This is a genomic window from Novosphingobium sp. PY1 (genome assembly GCF_017312445.1).
Classification (GTDB): Bacteria; Pseudomonadota; Alphaproteobacteria; order Sphingomonadales; family Sphingomonadaceae; genus Novosphingobium.
Genome location: NZ_BLTI01000010.1, coordinates 1 through 14,889, shown reverse-complemented (window position 1 = coordinate 14,889; position 14,889 = coordinate 1). Strand labels below are relative to the sequence as shown.

The 14,889-nt window shown below is 63.5% G+C and carries 14 protein-coding genes and 1 pseudogene; 11 read left to right on the top strand and 4 right to left on the bottom strand.

Annotated features, from left to right (window positions below; genetic code table 11):
- Nucleotides 1-9: 9 nt before the first annotated feature.
- Together J3474_RS17230 and J3474_RS17225 are read right to left on the bottom strand one after the other, a co-directional pair.
- Nucleotides 10-828 (bottom strand): SDR family NAD(P)-dependent oxidoreductase, encoded by an 819-nt coding sequence (locus J3474_RS17230; protein WP_013832641.1) that lies wholly within the window; start codon nucleotides 826-828, stop codon nucleotides 10-12.
- Nucleotides 825-1,643 (bottom strand): SDR family NAD(P)-dependent oxidoreductase, encoded by an 819-nt coding sequence (locus tag J3474_RS17225; protein ID WP_207094990.1) that lies wholly within the window; start codon nucleotides 1,641-1,643, stop codon nucleotides 825-827. The genes J3474_RS17230 and J3474_RS17225 overlap by 4 nt, the downstream gene beginning before the upstream one ends.
- A 111-nt stretch (nucleotides 1,644-1,754) precedes the next feature.
- On the opposite strand from J3474_RS17225, the gene J3474_RS17220 reads away from it, so the two are divergent.
- Nucleotides 1,755-3,188 carry an SRPBCC family protein gene (locus J3474_RS17220; protein ID WP_207094989.1) on the top strand — a complete coding sequence of 478 codons (1,434 nt, stop codon included), beginning with the start codon at nucleotides 1,755-1,757 and terminating at the stop codon, nucleotides 3,186-3,188.
- Complete coding sequence (locus tag J3474_RS17215) at nucleotides 3,185-3,979, top strand: ThuA domain-containing protein (protein WP_207094988.1); 795 nt, start codon at nucleotides 3,185-3,187, stop codon at nucleotides 3,977-3,979. Before J3474_RS17220 ends, J3474_RS17215 begins: the two co-directional genes overlap by 4 nt.
- 81 nt (nucleotides 3,980-4,060) lie before the next feature.
- Here the strand turns inward: J3474_RS17215 and J3474_RS17210 are convergent, their stop codons facing one another.
- Complete coding sequence (locus tag J3474_RS17210; protein WP_207094987.1) at nucleotides 4,061-5,170, bottom strand: acyl-CoA dehydrogenase family protein; 1,110 nt, start codon at nucleotides 5,168-5,170, stop codon at nucleotides 4,061-4,063.
- A 151-nt stretch (nucleotides 5,171-5,321) separates the two neighbouring features.
- Here J3474_RS17210 and J3474_RS17205 point away from each other — a divergent pair, with 151 nt between their 5' ends.
- Nucleotides 5,322-6,095, top strand: coding sequence for a helix-turn-helix transcriptional regulator (locus tag J3474_RS17205; RefSeq protein ID WP_013832646.1), 774 nt, complete (start codon nucleotides 5,322-5,324; stop codon nucleotides 6,093-6,095).
- Between the two features lie 25 nt (nucleotides 6,096-6,120).
- Here J3474_RS17205 and J3474_RS17200 read toward each other — a convergent pair whose 3' ends face one another.
- Nucleotides 6,121-7,743 (bottom strand): GMC family oxidoreductase, encoded by a 1,623-nt coding sequence (locus tag J3474_RS17200; protein ID WP_207094986.1) that lies wholly within the window; start codon nucleotides 7,741-7,743, stop codon nucleotides 6,121-6,123.
- A 135-nt stretch (nucleotides 7,744-7,878) separates the two neighbouring features.
- Here J3474_RS17200 and J3474_RS17195 point away from each other — a divergent pair, with 135 nt between their 5' ends.
- The 8 genes and pseudogenes from J3474_RS17195 to J3474_RS22760 form a co-directional block, all read left to right on the top strand.
- Nucleotides 7,879-8,274, top strand: a complete 396-nt coding sequence (locus J3474_RS17195; RefSeq protein ID WP_207095032.1) for a Zn-ribbon domain-containing OB-fold protein — start codon at nucleotides 7,879-7,881, stop codon at nucleotides 8,272-8,274.
- Entirely contained in the window at nucleotides 8,271-9,431 is a 1,161-nt protein-coding gene (locus J3474_RS17190; RefSeq protein WP_207094985.1) for a thiolase family protein, read from the top strand. The genes J3474_RS17195 and J3474_RS17190 overlap by 4 nt, the downstream gene beginning before the upstream one ends.
- Nucleotides 9,432-10,640, top strand: coding sequence for an acyl-CoA dehydrogenase family protein (locus J3474_RS17185; RefSeq protein ID WP_207094984.1), 1,209 nt, complete (start codon nucleotides 9,432-9,434; stop codon nucleotides 10,638-10,640). It abuts the gene before it with no gap.
- A gap of 49 nt (nucleotides 10,641-10,689) precedes the next feature.
- The gene (locus J3474_RS17180; protein ID WP_013832651.1) at nucleotides 10,690-11,679 is read left to right on the top strand and encodes a thiamine pyrophosphate-dependent dehydrogenase E1 component subunit alpha; all 990 of its coding nucleotides are present in this window, start codon (nucleotides 10,690-10,692) and stop codon (nucleotides 11,677-11,679) included.
- 17 nt (nucleotides 11,680-11,696) lie between these two features.
- Nucleotides 11,697-12,710 (top strand): alpha-ketoacid dehydrogenase subunit beta, encoded by a 1,014-nt coding sequence (locus tag J3474_RS17175; protein ID WP_013832652.1) that lies wholly within the window; start codon nucleotides 11,697-11,699, stop codon nucleotides 12,708-12,710.
- A 13-nt stretch (nucleotides 12,711-12,723) separates the two neighbouring features.
- Nucleotides 12,724-14,166 carry a 2-oxo acid dehydrogenase subunit E2 gene (locus J3474_RS17170; protein ID WP_207094983.1) on the top strand — a complete coding sequence of 481 codons (1,443 nt, stop codon included), beginning with the start codon at nucleotides 12,724-12,726 and terminating at the stop codon, nucleotides 14,164-14,166.
- Nucleotides 14,167-14,177: 11 nt separating this feature from the next.
- On the top strand, nucleotides 14,178-14,723 hold the full coding sequence (locus J3474_RS17165; protein ID WP_013832654.1) for a VOC family protein: 546 nt from the start codon (nucleotides 14,178-14,180) through the stop codon (nucleotides 14,721-14,723).
- Nucleotides 14,724-14,752: 29 nt separating this feature from the next.
- Nucleotides 14,753-14,889, top strand: a pseudogene (locus J3474_RS22760) (acyl-CoA dehydrogenase); the annotation flags it as partial.

Here is a 14,889-nt window from a genome sequence, read left to right as displayed (position 1 = left end):
TTGTAGTGGTTACTGGGCCGTCCAGCCGCCGTCGACGACGAGTTCCGCGCCGGTCATGTACGAGCTGTCCTCGCTGGCGAGGAAGAACACCGCGCTTGCCAGCTCCGAAGGGTCCGCGAGGCGACCGATCGGCGTCTTGCCCGCGACCATGTCGACCAGGTCCTGTGCCTTTTCAGCGACGCCGCTTTCGACCCAGCGCTGGAAACCCTGTGCGAGCAGGGGTGTAGTTACGAATCCGGGGTGGAGCGAATTGGCGCGGATCGGCATCTTCTTTTCCGCGAATTCGACGGCGATGCCCTTGGTGAACATGCGCACCGCGCCCTTGCTGGCATTGTAGGCAGAGACCTCGTTCATGCCGACAAGGCCCATAATCGAACTGACGTTGATGATCGAGGCGCCGCCTTTGAAGTCCTTGCCGCTCTCGGCCATCATCGGGACGAAAGCGCGGGTGCCCATGAAGACGCCGTCAACGTTGATTGCCATGATCCGCCGCCAGCCTTCGTCTGTCAGGCTTTCGACCGGGCCGGTCAGATCGGTGCCGGCATTGTTGACCAGGATGTGCAACTTGCCGTGCCGTTCCGCAACGGAGGCGCGAGCACGCTCCCAGTCCTCGCTCTTCGTGACGTTGGCCTGCAGGTAGCTGGCTGCCTGTCCGAGCCGCTCAACGGTCGTGCTTGCAAGCTCGCTGTCGGGCGCATCGAGGTCGGTCAGCACGACTTCGGCGCCCTCGGCCAGGAAGCGTTCGACACAGGCGAGGCCGATGCCGCGCAGACCGCCGGAAACGAGGGCGACGCGGCCCTGCAGGCGTTGTGAACCCAGATCGCTCATACGCCGTTCATCCCCGCGGTGCTGGCACCGTCCATGGTGAATTCGCTGCCCGAGGAGAAGCGGGCCTCGTCAGAAGCCAGCCAGGCGACGAGCCCGGCAATTTCCTCGACCGTGGCCATGCGACCCATCGGCGATAGACCCTCGTAGGCGGCACGCGTGGCCTCGGGGTCGCCCGACTTGTCGATCAGGTTCTTGATCATCGCGGTTTCGACCACGCCCGGCAGGACGGCGTTGACGCGGATCTTGTATTTCTGGTTGCCGGCGTGAACGGCAGAGGACTTTACCAGCGCGAGAACTGCTGACTTGGAAACCGAATAGGCCACGAAATTGCCCATCGCGCGGTGCGCGTTCATCGAGGAATTGACGATGATCGAGCCGGTCGGGCCATCGGGATTCCTGGCCATGGCGCGCATTGCGTGCTGCACCGTGAGCATCACCCCGGTGAGGTTCACGCCCATGATGTTGTTCCATGCCTCGATGGTGATGTCCTCGACGCTCCCGTCGCCCGCCTCGATCCCGGCATTGGCAAAAGCGATATCCAGTCTGCCATGTTCTTCGAGGATGCGGTCGATCAGAGGTCCCCAGGCCGTGGCGTCGGTCACGTTGTGCTTTTCGAACCGTGCGCCGGTGGCAGCGCAGAGTTTCTGCGCGGCGGCCTCGTTCGAACCGGTGAAAATGACCTTTGCACCTTCGGCGGCAAGCCGCTCGACCGTGCCCGCGCCGATGCCCGAAGTGCCTCCGGTGACCAGCGCGACCTTGCCTTCAAGCCGTTTGCTCACGGCATTCTCCCAAAAATTGCTTTCCAACCGCAACATGGCCGATCCGGGCGGCGGAACAACCTATGATTTCGGCAAGGTGACTATGACTTCACGCTGGTCCAGACATGGACCAAACAGGAAATTCCGTTCTTGGGAGAATGCAGAGAGATGGCTGACCGGGACCCCGAAGTGAAACTGGGCGAAGACCGCAGCGAAGGTATCACCTGGGCCGAACTGATGGCCACGGATTCGCGAACGCCGCCGAAGATCCTGACCGAGGAGAGTTATACCTATCGCGGCTCCGACCCGATCCCCGCCGAGCGCTACACCAGCGAGGAATTCGCTCGGCTGGAGCGCGAGAAGATGTGGCCTTACGTGTGGCAGTTCGTTGCGCGCGAAGAGGACCTGCTCGAAGCCGGTGACTATGTCGTCTACGAGAACGTCGGGCGGACTTACCTGATCGTGCGTCAAGACGACGGCTCGATCCGTGCGATGCACAACGTCTGCCTCCACCGTGGTCGCAAGCTGCGCACCGAGGACGGCAGCGCCGACAAGTTCGTCTGCCCCTTCCATGGCTTTGCCTGGAACAAGGACGGATCGTTCAACTCGATGCCGTGCCAGTGGGACTTCCCGCATCTCAAGGAAAAGGAGATGGGGCTTCCCGAAGCCGAGGTCGGCCGCTGGGCGGGCTACATCTTCATCCGCGAGGAAAAGGGCGGGCCGAGCCTTGAGGAATACCTCGCGCCGCTGCCCGAGCACTTCAAGCGCTGGCGGCACGAAGAATGCGCGACCGTCATGCGCGTGGCCAAGGAAGTGCCGGCGAACTGGAAGGTCGTGATGGAAGCCTTCATGGAGGCCTGGCACACGATCGTTACCCACCCGCAGCTGCTGCCTTTCACCGGCGATTCCAATGCCGCCTACTGGACCTGGGGCGACAATGTGAATGTCAACCTTACCCCCTTCGGCGTGATGAGCCCGCACATCAAGGAAGGTAAGGGCGAGCAGTGGATCGTCGACCAGTTCATCAAGTACAACGGACGCTCGGCCGACAACTATGAGGAAGGCGCCGCCGAAAACCCGATGGCGATCGCTGTGCCGGAAGGGATGACGGCGCGCGCGGCGCTGGGTGCGGCAATGCGCAAGGCCTATACCGAACAGACCGGCTACGACCATGAGGATGCGACCGACGCCGAGCTACTCGATGCGCTGGTCTACAACGTTTTCCCGAACTTCGCGCCCTGGGGCGGTTACATGCCGAATATCGTCTACAACTGGCGACCCGGCAAGACGCCCGACACCTGCATCATGGAAGTGCGCATCCTCTCGCGCATTCCCAAGGGCCAGCCGATGCCGCATGGCGCGCCGCTGAAGTTCCTCACGCTCGACCAGAAATGGACCGAAGCGCCGGAACTGGGCATCCTTGGCGATGTGTTCGAGCAGGATATGGACAACCTGCCCTTCGTTCAGGACGGCCTTCACGCCTCCAAGAACGGCGAAGTCCAGCTGGGCAATTACCAGGAAATCCGCATTCGCCAGTTCCAGGACACGATGATGAAGTACATCAGCGGCGAATTGGGTGGCAGCAAGGAGAATGCGGCATGAGCGGCGAAGGCGCGTATGGCGGGCAAGGCGCGCATGTCGACCAGCATCCGCCCCGGATAGACTGCGTCTTCATCTGCGGCGGCGTCTGGCACGACATGGACTTTGCCCGGCTCGAACTGCTCAAGCTTCTGGCCGAGGACCAGAGCGTGCGCACGCGCGTGTTCGAGGATTATGAAAACCTCGATGCGATCCGCAAGGCCGACATCATCATCACGTATACCTGCGACGTCACGCCTTCGCTGGCAGCGCAGGAAGTCCTGCGCGACTGGCTGGCCGCCGGCGGTCGCTGGTACGCGCTGCACGGTACCAATTCGGTACTGCGCCTGCTGCAGAACGGACTGTGGGATGCGCCGCGCTGGGCGCCGCTGATGATGGACATGCTGGGTAGCCAGTTCGTCTCCCATCCGCCGATTGCCCCATACAAGGTCACGGTAGCCGATCCCACGCACCCGCTGGTCGAGGGGATCGAGGCTTTCGAGACTAACGACGAGCTGTATCACCTCGAACAGCACGGCGAACTGCACGTTCTTCTCGAGACCGAGTGCACCGAGGAAGGCACCGGGTTCGTCGAGGCGACCGATGCGCCCGGAGTCCATCCGGTCATGTATATCAAGCGCCACGGCAAGGGCGCGGTGCTCTACAATACGCTGGGGCATTGCCGCGGACACTACGATCTTCAGCCAATGCTCGACTGGTGGCCGTCAGTGGATCGCTGCGCCTGGGAGCTGCCGGTCTTCTACGACTTGCTGCGCCGCGGCATTGCCTGGATAAAGGATCGCGAGCGGGCCTGACTTCCTCCGCGGGCCCAAAAGAAGAGGGGCGGACCGGGAAAACCGGTCCGCCCCTTTTTCAGTTTGCAGGAACTTGTCCGATCAGTGCAGCAGTCCGGCGAAGCGGTCGAGCGCGGACTGGGCCGGTTCGGGCCAGCGCGAAAGAACCAGCAGGCGTTTGTGCCCGCCGCCCACCGCCAGTTCGTCGGTCACACCCATGCCGCCGTGGAACTGGATCATTTCGTGCCCCAGCGTTACCGAGGCATCGGCGATGAAGGCGCGGGCCCCCTGGACGTTGCGGGCAAAGTCGTCCGTTCCCCACGAAACGAGCGCGAGGTTGAGCAGGGCCCGGCTGCGTTCGATAGCGGCATATTGCGCGACCATGCGGTGCTGGATGGCCTGGAAGGAACCGAGCGGCACGCCGAACTGGTCGCGGGTGCGCAGGTACTCGATCGTTTCCTCGAAAATGCGCGCCATGATGCCCAGCGCTTCGGCGCTGCGGGCAAGCGTGGCAACCTGCTCGGCCTCTGCCAGGGCACCGAGCCCGCCTTCGAGTCTGGTGGCAACCACATCGTCGAGCGTGATGTCGGTGGCGACGCTGCCATCGGCAAGCGGCCAGTCCCGCGTCTTGAGACCTTCGGCGTCAGCTGGGACGAAGAAAAGTTCGGCCCCGCCACTGTCGCCGGGCGCGCCGGAAACGCGCGCCGAAACTATGTAGCCGTCAGCCCCGCCGCCTGCGATGCAATAGGGCTTCGATCCGGTGATGCGATAGCTGCCGCCATCGGCATTGGCCTTGGTCTCAACCCAGATCAGGCCATCGCGCGTGCCTGCCTCGGCATGGGCGAGGGCAAGGCGGCGCGTACCGGTCAGCAGGTCCTCGATCCATTCGGCCTTGAGATCCTCCGGCGCGGTGAGTGCAAAGAGGCGTCCGGCCAGTACCACGTTCTCCGCCAGGGGCTCGACAACGAGGCCGTGGCCAAGCGCTTCGAAGACCGTGGCAATGGCGGTGCCGTCGAGGCCGAGGCCGCCCAGTTCTTCGGGAAAGGGTGCGGCGATCAGGCCGAGTTCGCCCAGAAAGTCCCAGTTCTTCCGGGAAAAACCATTGGGTTCACTCAGAAAGGCGCGGCGGCTGTCATGGTCATAATGGTCGACGACGAAACGCTCAGTCAGTGCCTTCAGCATTTCTTCGTCTTCGTTCAGTTCGAAATTCACTTTCCACTCCCGTCTGTAGTTCCGCTTTACCACTATCGATGGGTGGTCCTCCGCTGCGCAAAAGGTTAGGCATTGTGGGCGGAAATTCGGCCTTGGGACGATTGTGCCGGCGGGAACGGCGGGGTAAGACGGGCTCGCGAGAGAGGAATTCATGAATTTGTTGTCACAGGAAAATATCGATGCCGTCCGGGTCATGACTCCGGAAGGCATCAAGCCCGCAGCTGAGGCATTGCACCGCATTGCCCTTGAGTGCGGGTTTCGAGCTGCTCCCGCGCACGATATCGCGGACAAGCGAACTCCGGTTGACGCGGAAGGCAATATTCTCGCAACGGAAGTTTTCGGCTGGAGCGACGACGAAAAGGTCTGGTGGCGCAATTCCCGCATTGCGCTGGATTCGCCGCTGACGTCGGCCTGCCGTTTCGAGAGTCAGCCGTTCTGGGCAAATGCCGAAGGTTTCCGCACCTTCGAGCCCAATGCCTATCTGGATTCTATCAATATCGCCAATTTCGAGCAGCGCGCGCTGACCCAGGCGGCGATCTGCGTTCCCGTGCATCTGCCCTTCGGCCAGATCGGCGCCGTAAGCTTCAACCCGCTGGACAAGGCCAAGACGGACCTGTCCGAGGAGTTCAAGCTCTACTCGGATGCATTGGGGCTTTATTCGCGCACGTTCATCTCGACTTATGTCCAGATCATGGGCTCGGTTCAGGCGCTGCCACCGGAATCCCGGCTATCCAAGCGCGAAGTCGAATGCCTGCGATGGGCCGCGATCGGCAAGACCGACCTCGAGATCAGCATGATCATGTCGCGCAGCCGCGCCACCGTGCGCTTTCACATCCACAATGCCGCGACCAAGCTCAACGCCGTGAACCGCAGCCAGACCGTCTTCAAGGCGGCCCAGCTCGGCTACATCTCGCTCCAGACCTGAATTCGCTGATAAAGGGAAGGGGGCGTCAGCCGCTGTCCTCCAGCATGAGCTTCGCGCCGCGCAGGCCGAGGGCCATCGCGGGAGCATTGGTGTTGCCGGTGACGTGCCACGGGATCACAGAGCAATCCGCGACGCGCAGTCCCTGAACTCCGTTCACGCGCAGGCGCGGATCGACGACCGCCCGCGGGTCCCCGCCCATGCGGCAGGAACGAATCGCGTGCAGTCCGCATGTCGACAGGCGCCGGAAGGCGGCCAGCAGGTCATTGTCGCTTTCCACTTGTGGGCCCGGGATGAGTTCGGGGCCGACCATCTCGCCCAGCGGCGGCGAGGCGATGAACCGGCGCATGGCTCTTACCAGCGCAATGGCGGACTTGCGGTCATGCTCGGTAGAAAGGAAATTGTGCAGGATTTCCGGGGCGTCCGAGGGTGAGGGACCGGTGGCGCGTACTGAACTTTCGCTGGTGAGGCGCAGCAGCTGGCCGTAGATCGTGACGCCCGGCTTGGGGTCGATCTTGTCGAGCGGGACAGGGTCGTTGTCATCGCCGATCCTGAAGGTGTAGCCGCCCAGATAGAACTGCGCGTCGGTCCGTCCGTCGGGATGCGCAACATTGAGAAAGGCGCCCACTTCGAAGGGCCCGGTGGCAAGGATGCCGTCATGCCTGACAAGATAGCGCAGCATCGCCAGCGCCGCGCCGATGCCGAAAAAGCTTTTGTTCGTGCCGCGTCCCTTTTCGAGGCGATAGGGAATGGAGATCGAGAGGTGCTCGATCATCCGCTCGCCGACATCGGGCGAATGGGCGATGACCGGGATGCCGGCTGCCGCCAGTCGGTCGGCATCGCCGATTCCCGAACGCTGAAGCAGGAGCGGGCTTTCCATCGCGCCGCAGGACACGACGATCTCGCCGGAACAGTCGAGCCGGTGCGGCTGGCCCTTGACGGTTGCCTCCACGGCAACGGCACGGGTGCCGTCGAAGACGATGCGCTCGGCCATCGCGTCAGTCATCACCGTGACGTTCGGGCGCTTTCTCGCGACGGCGAGGTAGGTGCGCGCGGCGGATTCGCGCTTGCCCTTGCGGATGTTGTGGCTGAACAACCCTACGCGCGGCCCGGTGGCGGCATTGAGATCGTCGACATGTTGCAGTCCCATAGCTTCGCCCGCCTCGATCATGCGGTCGGCGAGTGGGTAGGAGTAGCAGGCGGGATCGACGTGAACGAGGCCGCCTGAGCCGCGCATGGGCGATGGCCCCGCGGCGTGGTCTTCTAGTTCGAGGAAAGCCTCGGTCATCGAGGCACCGTTCCACCCGGTCGCCCCGGCCTCGCTTTCCCAGGCGTCGTAGTCGGCCGGCTCGCCGCGGCTCCAGATCATTCCGTTAATCGAGGAGGAACCGCCCAGGCCCTTGCCGCGAATCCACACTTCGCCGCCGGGGCCGCCTTCCTCGCGTGGCTGGGCGACGGGATAGGCCCACATGTGTTCGCTTTTCTGCACCAGTTTGGCGACGCCCTTGGGCAGGGTGACCCAGAAGCTGTCGTTCTCGCCGCCGGCTTCCAACACTAGCACGCGCGAACGCCCGTCGGCACTCAGGCGCTCGGCCATGACGCAGCCGGCAGATCCTGCGCCGACGATGATGTAGTCCCAAGTTTCGGTCATGTCCGTCTCCCTGCACGTAGGGATGCACGAACTAGCGTAATGACTACCCTAGCGTTTTGGTGAGTCGGAAAGCCGCGCCGCGAAGGCTTAAACCAACACCATGACCGGACTCATATATACCGGGGTGGGAGCATGATGCGCGCTATTGCCGAAGGCCTTTTCACGGACGAAACCTCTCCACGACTGGTGGGGGGACGCGACCTTGTGACGGGACGCATCGTTTTTCCGTGCCCCGAAGGCGACGGATACGAGCCCGTACCCCTGGGCAGGGACGGAACCTTGTGGTCCTACACCGTGCAGCGCTTTCGTCCCAAGACGCCGCCTTATGCCGGCCCCGAGGCATTCCTCCCCTGGATCGTTGCCTACGTCGAGCTGCCGGGTGAGACGATTGTCGAGGCGCGGCTGGTCGATGTCGATTTCGAAGACGTGACGATCGGCATGTCGCTGCGCTTGGCGCCGGCGCCGCTCGATCCCGATGCGGCCGAACCGGTCATGATCCCGGCCTTCGCACCAGCAGGAGGGGCAGCATGAGCGACGTTTGCATCGTCGGCATCGGCATCCACAAGTTCGGCCGTACCGATGGCGTTTCGGGCGTCGACCAGGGCGTCTACGCCGTTCGGCAGGCACTGGGCGATGCCGGTGTCGACTGGCCGCAGGTTCAGTTCGCTTACGGTAGCTCGGATGCCGCCGGCAATCCCGACACCATGGTCGATCGCCTCGGCCTGACCGGGGTCCAGTTCATTAACGTGCGCAACGGCTGCGCGGCCGGCGGTTCGGCGCTGTTCTCGGCGCAGATGGCGATCAAGTCGGGTGAGTTCGACCTTGGCCTTGCCGTCGGTTTCGACAAGCACCCGCGCGGTGCCTTCAACGCCTTGCCCAGCGAGTACAACCTGCCGGACTGGTACGGCGAAGTCGGGCAGATGGTTACCACGCAGTTCTTTGCGGCGAAGATCATGCGCTACATGCACATGTTCGGAATTTCGCATGAAACGCTGGGCCGCGTGGCTGAGAAGGCCTTTCGCAATGCCGTTCACGCGCCCCACGCCTGGCGGCGACAGCCGGTGTCGCTCGAGGAAATCCTCGAAGCGCCGCTGGTTAGCGATCCCTACACCAAGTACATGTTCTGCTCGCCCGCCGAAGGCGGTGTGGCGCTGCTGCTCGCAAGCGAGAAGAAGGCGCGCGAACTGGGCAAGCCGCTGGTTCGCCTCAAGGCGGCAACCATGCGCACCCGTCCGGCGCATTCCTTCGAAGTCTTCGCGCCGTCGCTCGATGTTGTCGAAAACGACAGCGTGCCGCGCGGCACCGCTTCGCGCATTGCCTCGGCGGATGCCTTCAAGCTGGCCGGGATCGGCCCTCAGGACATTTCCGTGGCGCAGCTCCAGGATACCGAGGCTGGCGCCGAGATCATGCACATGGCCGAGAACGGCTTTTGCGCCGATGGCGAACAGGAAAAGTGGCTCGCCGAAGGCCTTACCGAGATCGGCGGCAGGCTGCCGGTCAATACCGATGGCGGCTGCCTTGCCTGCGGTGAGCCGATCGGCGCGTCGGGGCTTCGTCAGGTTTATGAGAACGTCGTCCAATTGCGTGGTGACGGTGGGGGACGGCAGGTCCCGGGCAATCCCAGGACGGCTTACAGCCACGTCTACGGTGCGCCCGGTGTCTCGGCCGTGACAATTCTGGAACGTTGAATGGATATCGAACTTTCGCCTGAAGACGCCGAATTCCGCGCCGAGGTGCGCGCATTCCTGCGTGACAACCTGCCGGATGTCGTAAAGGACGGCGCGGCGGGTACGCCGTCGGTCTTCGTGGAACCCGAGATCGGGCAGGCCTGGAATGCGATCCTGCACCAGCAGGGATGGCTCGGCTACCAGTGGCCCAAGGAACATGGCGGCACCGGCTGGACGCCGCTGCAGCGCTATCTCTTCGAGAAGGAATGCGCTCTGGCTGGTGCGCCGAACCTCACCGTGCTCGGCCTCAAGCTGCTCGCTCCGGTGGTCTGGACTTTCGGGTCCGAAGAGCAGAAGGCCTATTATCTGCCGCGCGTCCTGTCGGGCGAGGATTATTGGTGCCAGGGTTTTTCCGAGCCCGGTTCGGGCTCTGATCTTGCCAGCCTCAAGACCCGCGCGGTGCGCGATGGCGATAACTACATCGTCAACGGATCGAAGATCTGGACGACCCATGCCCATCACGCGAACCGCATGTTCACGCTGGTCCGCACGAATACCGAGGTGAAGAAGCAGGCCGGCATTTCCTTCCTGCTCATCGATCTCGACACGCCCGGCGTCTCCGTGCGCCCGATCCTGACCGTCGCCGGGGACCATGAAGTCAACCAGGTCTTCCTTGAGGATGTCGTCGTCCCGGCCAAGAATCTTGTCGGCGAGGAAGGGCAGGGCTGGACCATCGCCAAGTTCCTGCTCGAGAATGAGCGCGGCGGATCGTGCCATGCACCCAAGCTCGGTTATGATCTAGACCAGATCGAAACCGCATCGCGCGAGGAAAGCGACGGCCGGGGCGGCAAGCTGATCGACCAGGTGGACTGGCGCCGCCGCCTTGCCCAGACGCGCCTCAGCGTCGAGGCGCTGGAGATGATCGAACTGAAGATCATTTCGGAAATTGCCAAGGGCAAGAAGCCCGGACCGCAGACGTCGCTGACCAAGATGCTCGCCTCGAACCTGCGGCAGGAGATCGATCTGCTGGCGGTCGACCTCTACGGCCCGGCAGGGCTGCAACTCGACATGGCGCGTCCGCTTTACGGCAACGAGGCCCCCCTTGCGCTTCATTCGAAGGAAGCCCAGCTCGCCTCGCCGCGCTATCTCAACAGCCGCGCCTGGACGATCTTCGGCGGCACCAACGAAGTTCAAAGTACCATCATCGCCAAGTCGGTGCTGGGCCTGTGAGCGATCACGGAACCGGTCACCGCAATTCGAACCAAGAGAGGAAGCCCACATGCAGCTGAACCGCGAGGCGTTGACCCACGCCTATCGGCAAATGAAGCTGATCCGCGAATTTGAGGAACGTCTCCACGAGGAGATCCAGACCGGTGAAATCGCCGGTTTCACGCACCTCTATTGCGGTCAGGAAGCCGTTGCCGTGGGCGTGTGCGAGCATCTGACAGCTGCCGACAAGATCGTCTCTACCCACCGCGGCCATGGCCACTGCCTTGCCAAGGGTTGCGATGTCGACGGGATGATGAAGGAAATCTGGGGTAGCCAGGAAGGTCTGTGCAACGGCAAGGGCGGTTCGATGCACATTGCCGACATCGACAAGGGTATGCTCGGCGCAAACGGCATCGTCGGCGGCGGTGCGCCGATCGCGGTGGGCGCGGCGCTTTCCAACAAGATCGACGGGCCTGACGAGGACGGCAAGCTGGCCGTCGCCATCACCTTCTCGGGCGACGGTGCCTGCAACCAGGGCACCACGTTCGAGGCGATGAACCTGGCTGTCGTCACCAAGGCTCCGGCGATCTTCGTCTTCGAGAACAATCACTATTCCGAGCACACCGGCGTAGACTATGCGGTGGGCACGAACAACGACATCGCCAGCCGCGCGGAAGCCTTCGGCATGAAGGTCTGGCGCGGGGACGGCACCGACTTCTTTTCGGTTCACGACACGATGCGCGAAGTTCTCGACTACGTGCGCACGCCCGGCAATGGCCCGGCCGCAGTCGAATTCGATACCGAGCGCTTCTTCGGCCACTTCGAAGGCGATCCGCAGCGCTATCGCGGTGAGGGCGAACTCGATCGCCTGCGCGAGACGCGCGACTGTCTCAAGAAGTTCCGCGCCAGCGTGACCGGCGCCAAGCTGCTCACCGACGAAGACATCGACAAGCTCGATGCCGAGGCGCTCGAAGCCATCGAGAATGCGGTCCAGGCCTCGCGCAATGCGGCGCGGCCCAAGCCCGAAAACGTCCTCGACAACGTCTACATCAGCTACTGAACGGCGGGAGCGAAACCATGGCAAAAATGATGTATCGCGACGCCATTCGCAACACGATCTTCCAGGAAATGCAGCGTGACGAGCGCGTCGTCGTCCTTGGCGAGGACGTCGTGGGCGGCATGGGAACGGCCGGCGGCCCCGAGGCCATCGGCGGCATCTGGTCGACCTCGACCGGCCTTTACGACGCCTTCGGTCCGGACCGGGTGATCGACACGCCGATTTCGGAAAGCGCCATCATGGGCGCGGCGGGTGGCCTGGCTCTGGCCGGCAAGCGGCCGGTGGCAGAAATCATGTTCGCCGACTTCATCGGCGTTTGCATGGACCAGCTCTGGAACCAGATTGCCAAGTTCCGCTACATGTTCGGCGGCAAGTCGGTCTGTCCGGCAGTGATCCGCATGCCGTGCGGCGCCGGTTACAACGCGGCGGCCCAGCACAGTCAGATGATCAGCCAGTTCGTCACCAACATGCCGGGCATCAAGGTTGTCATGCCGGCCACCCCGGCCGACGCTTGCGGCCTGTTGCGCCAGGCGATCCGCGATGACGATCCGGTGGTCTTCCTCGAGCACAAGTTCCTCTACGGCTTGTCGGGCGAAGTACCGGACGATCCGGACTATGTCGTGCCATTCGGTCACGCGCGCCTTGCCCGAGCGGGCGAGGACGTTACGATCGTCGCGTCCGGCATGATGGTCGGCTATGCCGAGACGGCAGCCGACGATCTGGCCCAGGACGGGATCGGCTGCGACGTCGTCGACTTGCGAACGACTTCGCCGCTCGACGAGGAGGCGATCCTCGACTCCGTCGAGGTGACCGGCCGTCTCGTCATCGTCGACGAAGCGCCGCCGCGCTGCTCGCTGGCAACCGACATTTCCGCGCTTGTTGCGCAGAAGGCCTTCGCCAGCCTGAAGGCACCGATCGAGATGGTTACCCCGCCGCACACGCCTGTCCCGTTCGCCCGCGAACTGGAAAGCGCTTACCTGCCGAGCCCCGCAAAGGTCGCGGCGGCTGTGCGCAAGACCCTGGAATATCGCTGAGGAGGGCGCACCCATGAGTAGAATTCGCGCCTTCACGATGCCCAAGTGGGGTATCGAGATGACCGAAGGAACCATCGCCGAGTGGATGGTGAAGGAAGGCGAGAGCTTCAAGCGCGGCCAGACGCTGTGCCTGATCGAAACCGCCAAGATCACCAACGAGGTCGATGCCGAATACGATGCCACCGTGCGGCGCATCGTCGTCGAGGGCGGCGGTGAGGCGGAGCCCGTCGGCGCGCTTCTGGCCGTTTTCGACGACGGCAGCAATTCCGATGCCGACATCGAGGCTTTCATCGCCGGTTTCAAGCCGGCCGAGGGCGGCGTGGCCGAAGGCGCGTCGAAGGCAAAGTCCGCTGCAAGCGCACCGGCCGCTGCCGCGTCGGCTCCGGCGGAACCGGAGAAGCAGCGGATCAAGATCGACACCAATCGGCCGATCAGCCCCGAGGCCTTGCGCCTCGCAGAGGAAGAAGGCGTCGACATAGCCGTGATCGAAGGATCGGGCCGGGGTGGACGCATCACCCACCAGGACGTCGTCAAGGCGTTGCGCGGGTCGGCGGTGCCCACGCTCAAGGGGCCGGTGGCGGTTCAGGAGGACAACCTCAAGGTCTTCGCCTCGCCGCTTGCGCGCCGCCTTGCCGCGCTCCATGGCATTTCGCTTTCCGGCGTGTCCGGCTCGGGTGCCCGCGGCCGCATCTCCAAGGCCGATGTGCTGGCGCTGGTGCCAAAGCCGTCTGCCGGTGCCGGCGTGGGAACGCCCGAGTTCGTGGCCGGTGAGAACCGCCCCGAAGTTGTACCCTTCGATCGCATCCGCAAGGTGGTTGCCCAGCGACTTACCGCCGCGAAGCAGGATATCCCTCACTTCTACCTGCGCATGTCGGCCCGTGCCGACAGGCTCATCGAGATGCGCAAGACGGCCAACCTCGTGCTGGGTTGCAAGGCCTCGGTCAACGACTGGATCGTCAAGGCTTCGGCCATGGCGCTCGCCCGGCACCCGGATGTCAACGTCCAGGTGCATGGCACCGAGATCTACCGTTTCCCGCACGCTGACGTCTCGATGGCGGTGGCGAGCCCCAAGGGCCTCGTCACTCCGGTCGTGCGCCAGGCGAACCTCATGCGCATCGACCAGCTCGCGGCCGAAACCCGCCGCCTGATCGACAAGGCGCAGGCGGGTCGCCTTGGCATCGAGGACATGGAAGGCGGGACTTTCTCTGTCTCCAACCTGGGCATGTTCGGGATCGAGAACTTCGATGCGATCATCAATCCGCCGCAGGGCGCGATCCTCGCCGTAGGTGCCGCTAAGCGCCAGCCGGTCGAGACGGAGGCAGGCGGCGTCGCATTTGAGAACCGCATTTCCTTCACGCTCTCGGTCGACCATCGCGCCATCGACGGCGCGGCAGGGGCTCAGTTCCTGCAGACGCTCAAGAGCCTCATCGAGGAGCCGGAAGGCATCTTCGCCTGAAAGGACAGACAATGACCAGTTCCGCTACTCCGGGACCGCTGAAGAAGCTGGGTGAAGTGATCCAGCTCGCCTATTTCCCGACAGACTGGGACGAGGCGATGAAATACTGGATCGAGACCGTCGGCGTCGGCCCGTTCTTTGTCCTCAATGACGTGCGCCTTGGCGAAATGAAGTACAAGGGTGAGCCCACCGATGCCGTCTTCTCCATGGCGATCGGGTACTGGGGCGATATCCAGATCGAACTGATCAAGACGGATAGCGATGCGCCTTCGCTCTACGCGGGCGAATATGCCGTTCGCGACCGGCTTCACCATATCTGCGTCTTCGTCGACGACATCCAGGAAGCGCGCCGGGCTTGCGCCGAGGCGGGAGCGCAGGTCATCGTCGAAGGCAAGGTCGGCGAGGACGGTGAAGTGATCTATGTCGATCCGGGCAAGGGTCCGGGCCACGTGATCGAGTATCTTCAACCGATGTCGGGTACGGAAGGCCTGTTCCAGATGATGAAGGATGCCGCCCGGGACTGGGACGGTTCCGATCCGATCAGGGTGCTGCAGTAATGACCGAGATTTCCCGATACGCCCTCGACATGGCCGAGCGGGTGGAAGCCTTTGTGCGCGAAGTTGTGGTACCTTACGAGAAGGACCCGCGCCGCGACCACCACGGTGCGCCGACCGACGAACTGGTGATGGAGATGCGCGGGAAGGCCCGCGATGCCGGGGTACT

Coding starts and splice junctions, on each gene's coding strand:
- J3474_RS17170 (WP_207094983.1), top strand. CDS start 12,724: ATGAGTAGAATTCGCGCCTTCACGATGCCCAAGTGGGGTATCGAGATG.
- J3474_RS17215 (WP_207094988.1), top strand. CDS start 3,185: ATGAGCGGCGAAGGCGCGTATGGCGGGCAAGGCGCGCATGTCGACCAG.
- J3474_RS17165 (WP_013832654.1), top strand. CDS start 14,178: ATGACCAGTTCCGCTACTCCGGGACCGCTGAAGAAGCTGGGTGAAGTG.
- J3474_RS17225 (WP_207094990.1), bottom strand. CDS start 1,643: ATGTTGCGGTTGGAAAGCAATTTTTGGGAGAATGCCGTGAGCAAACGG.
- J3474_RS17200 (WP_207094986.1), bottom strand. CDS start 7,743: ATGACCGAAACTTGGGACTACATCATCGTCGGCGCAGGATCTGCCGGC.
- J3474_RS17180 (WP_013832651.1), top strand. CDS start 10,690: ATGCAGCTGAACCGCGAGGCGTTGACCCACGCCTATCGGCAAATGAAG.
- J3474_RS17220 (WP_207094989.1), top strand. CDS start 1,755: ATGGCTGACCGGGACCCCGAAGTGAAACTGGGCGAAGACCGCAGCGAA.
- J3474_RS17230 (WP_013832641.1), bottom strand. CDS start 828: ATGAGCGATCTGGGTTCACAACGCCTGCAGGGCCGCGTCGCCCTCGTT.
- J3474_RS17195 (WP_207095032.1), top strand. CDS start 7,879: ATGCGCGCTATTGCCGAAGGCCTTTTCACGGACGAAACCTCTCCACGA.
- J3474_RS17175 (WP_013832652.1), top strand. CDS start 11,697: ATGGCAAAAATGATGTATCGCGACGCCATTCGCAACACGATCTTCCAG.
- J3474_RS17205 (WP_013832646.1), top strand. CDS start 5,322: ATGAATTTGTTGTCACAGGAAAATATCGATGCCGTCCGGGTCATGACT.
- J3474_RS17185 (WP_207094984.1), top strand. CDS start 9,432: ATGGATATCGAACTTTCGCCTGAAGACGCCGAATTCCGCGCCGAGGTG.
- J3474_RS17190 (WP_207094985.1), top strand. CDS start 8,271: ATGAGCGACGTTTGCATCGTCGGCATCGGCATCCACAAGTTCGGCCGT.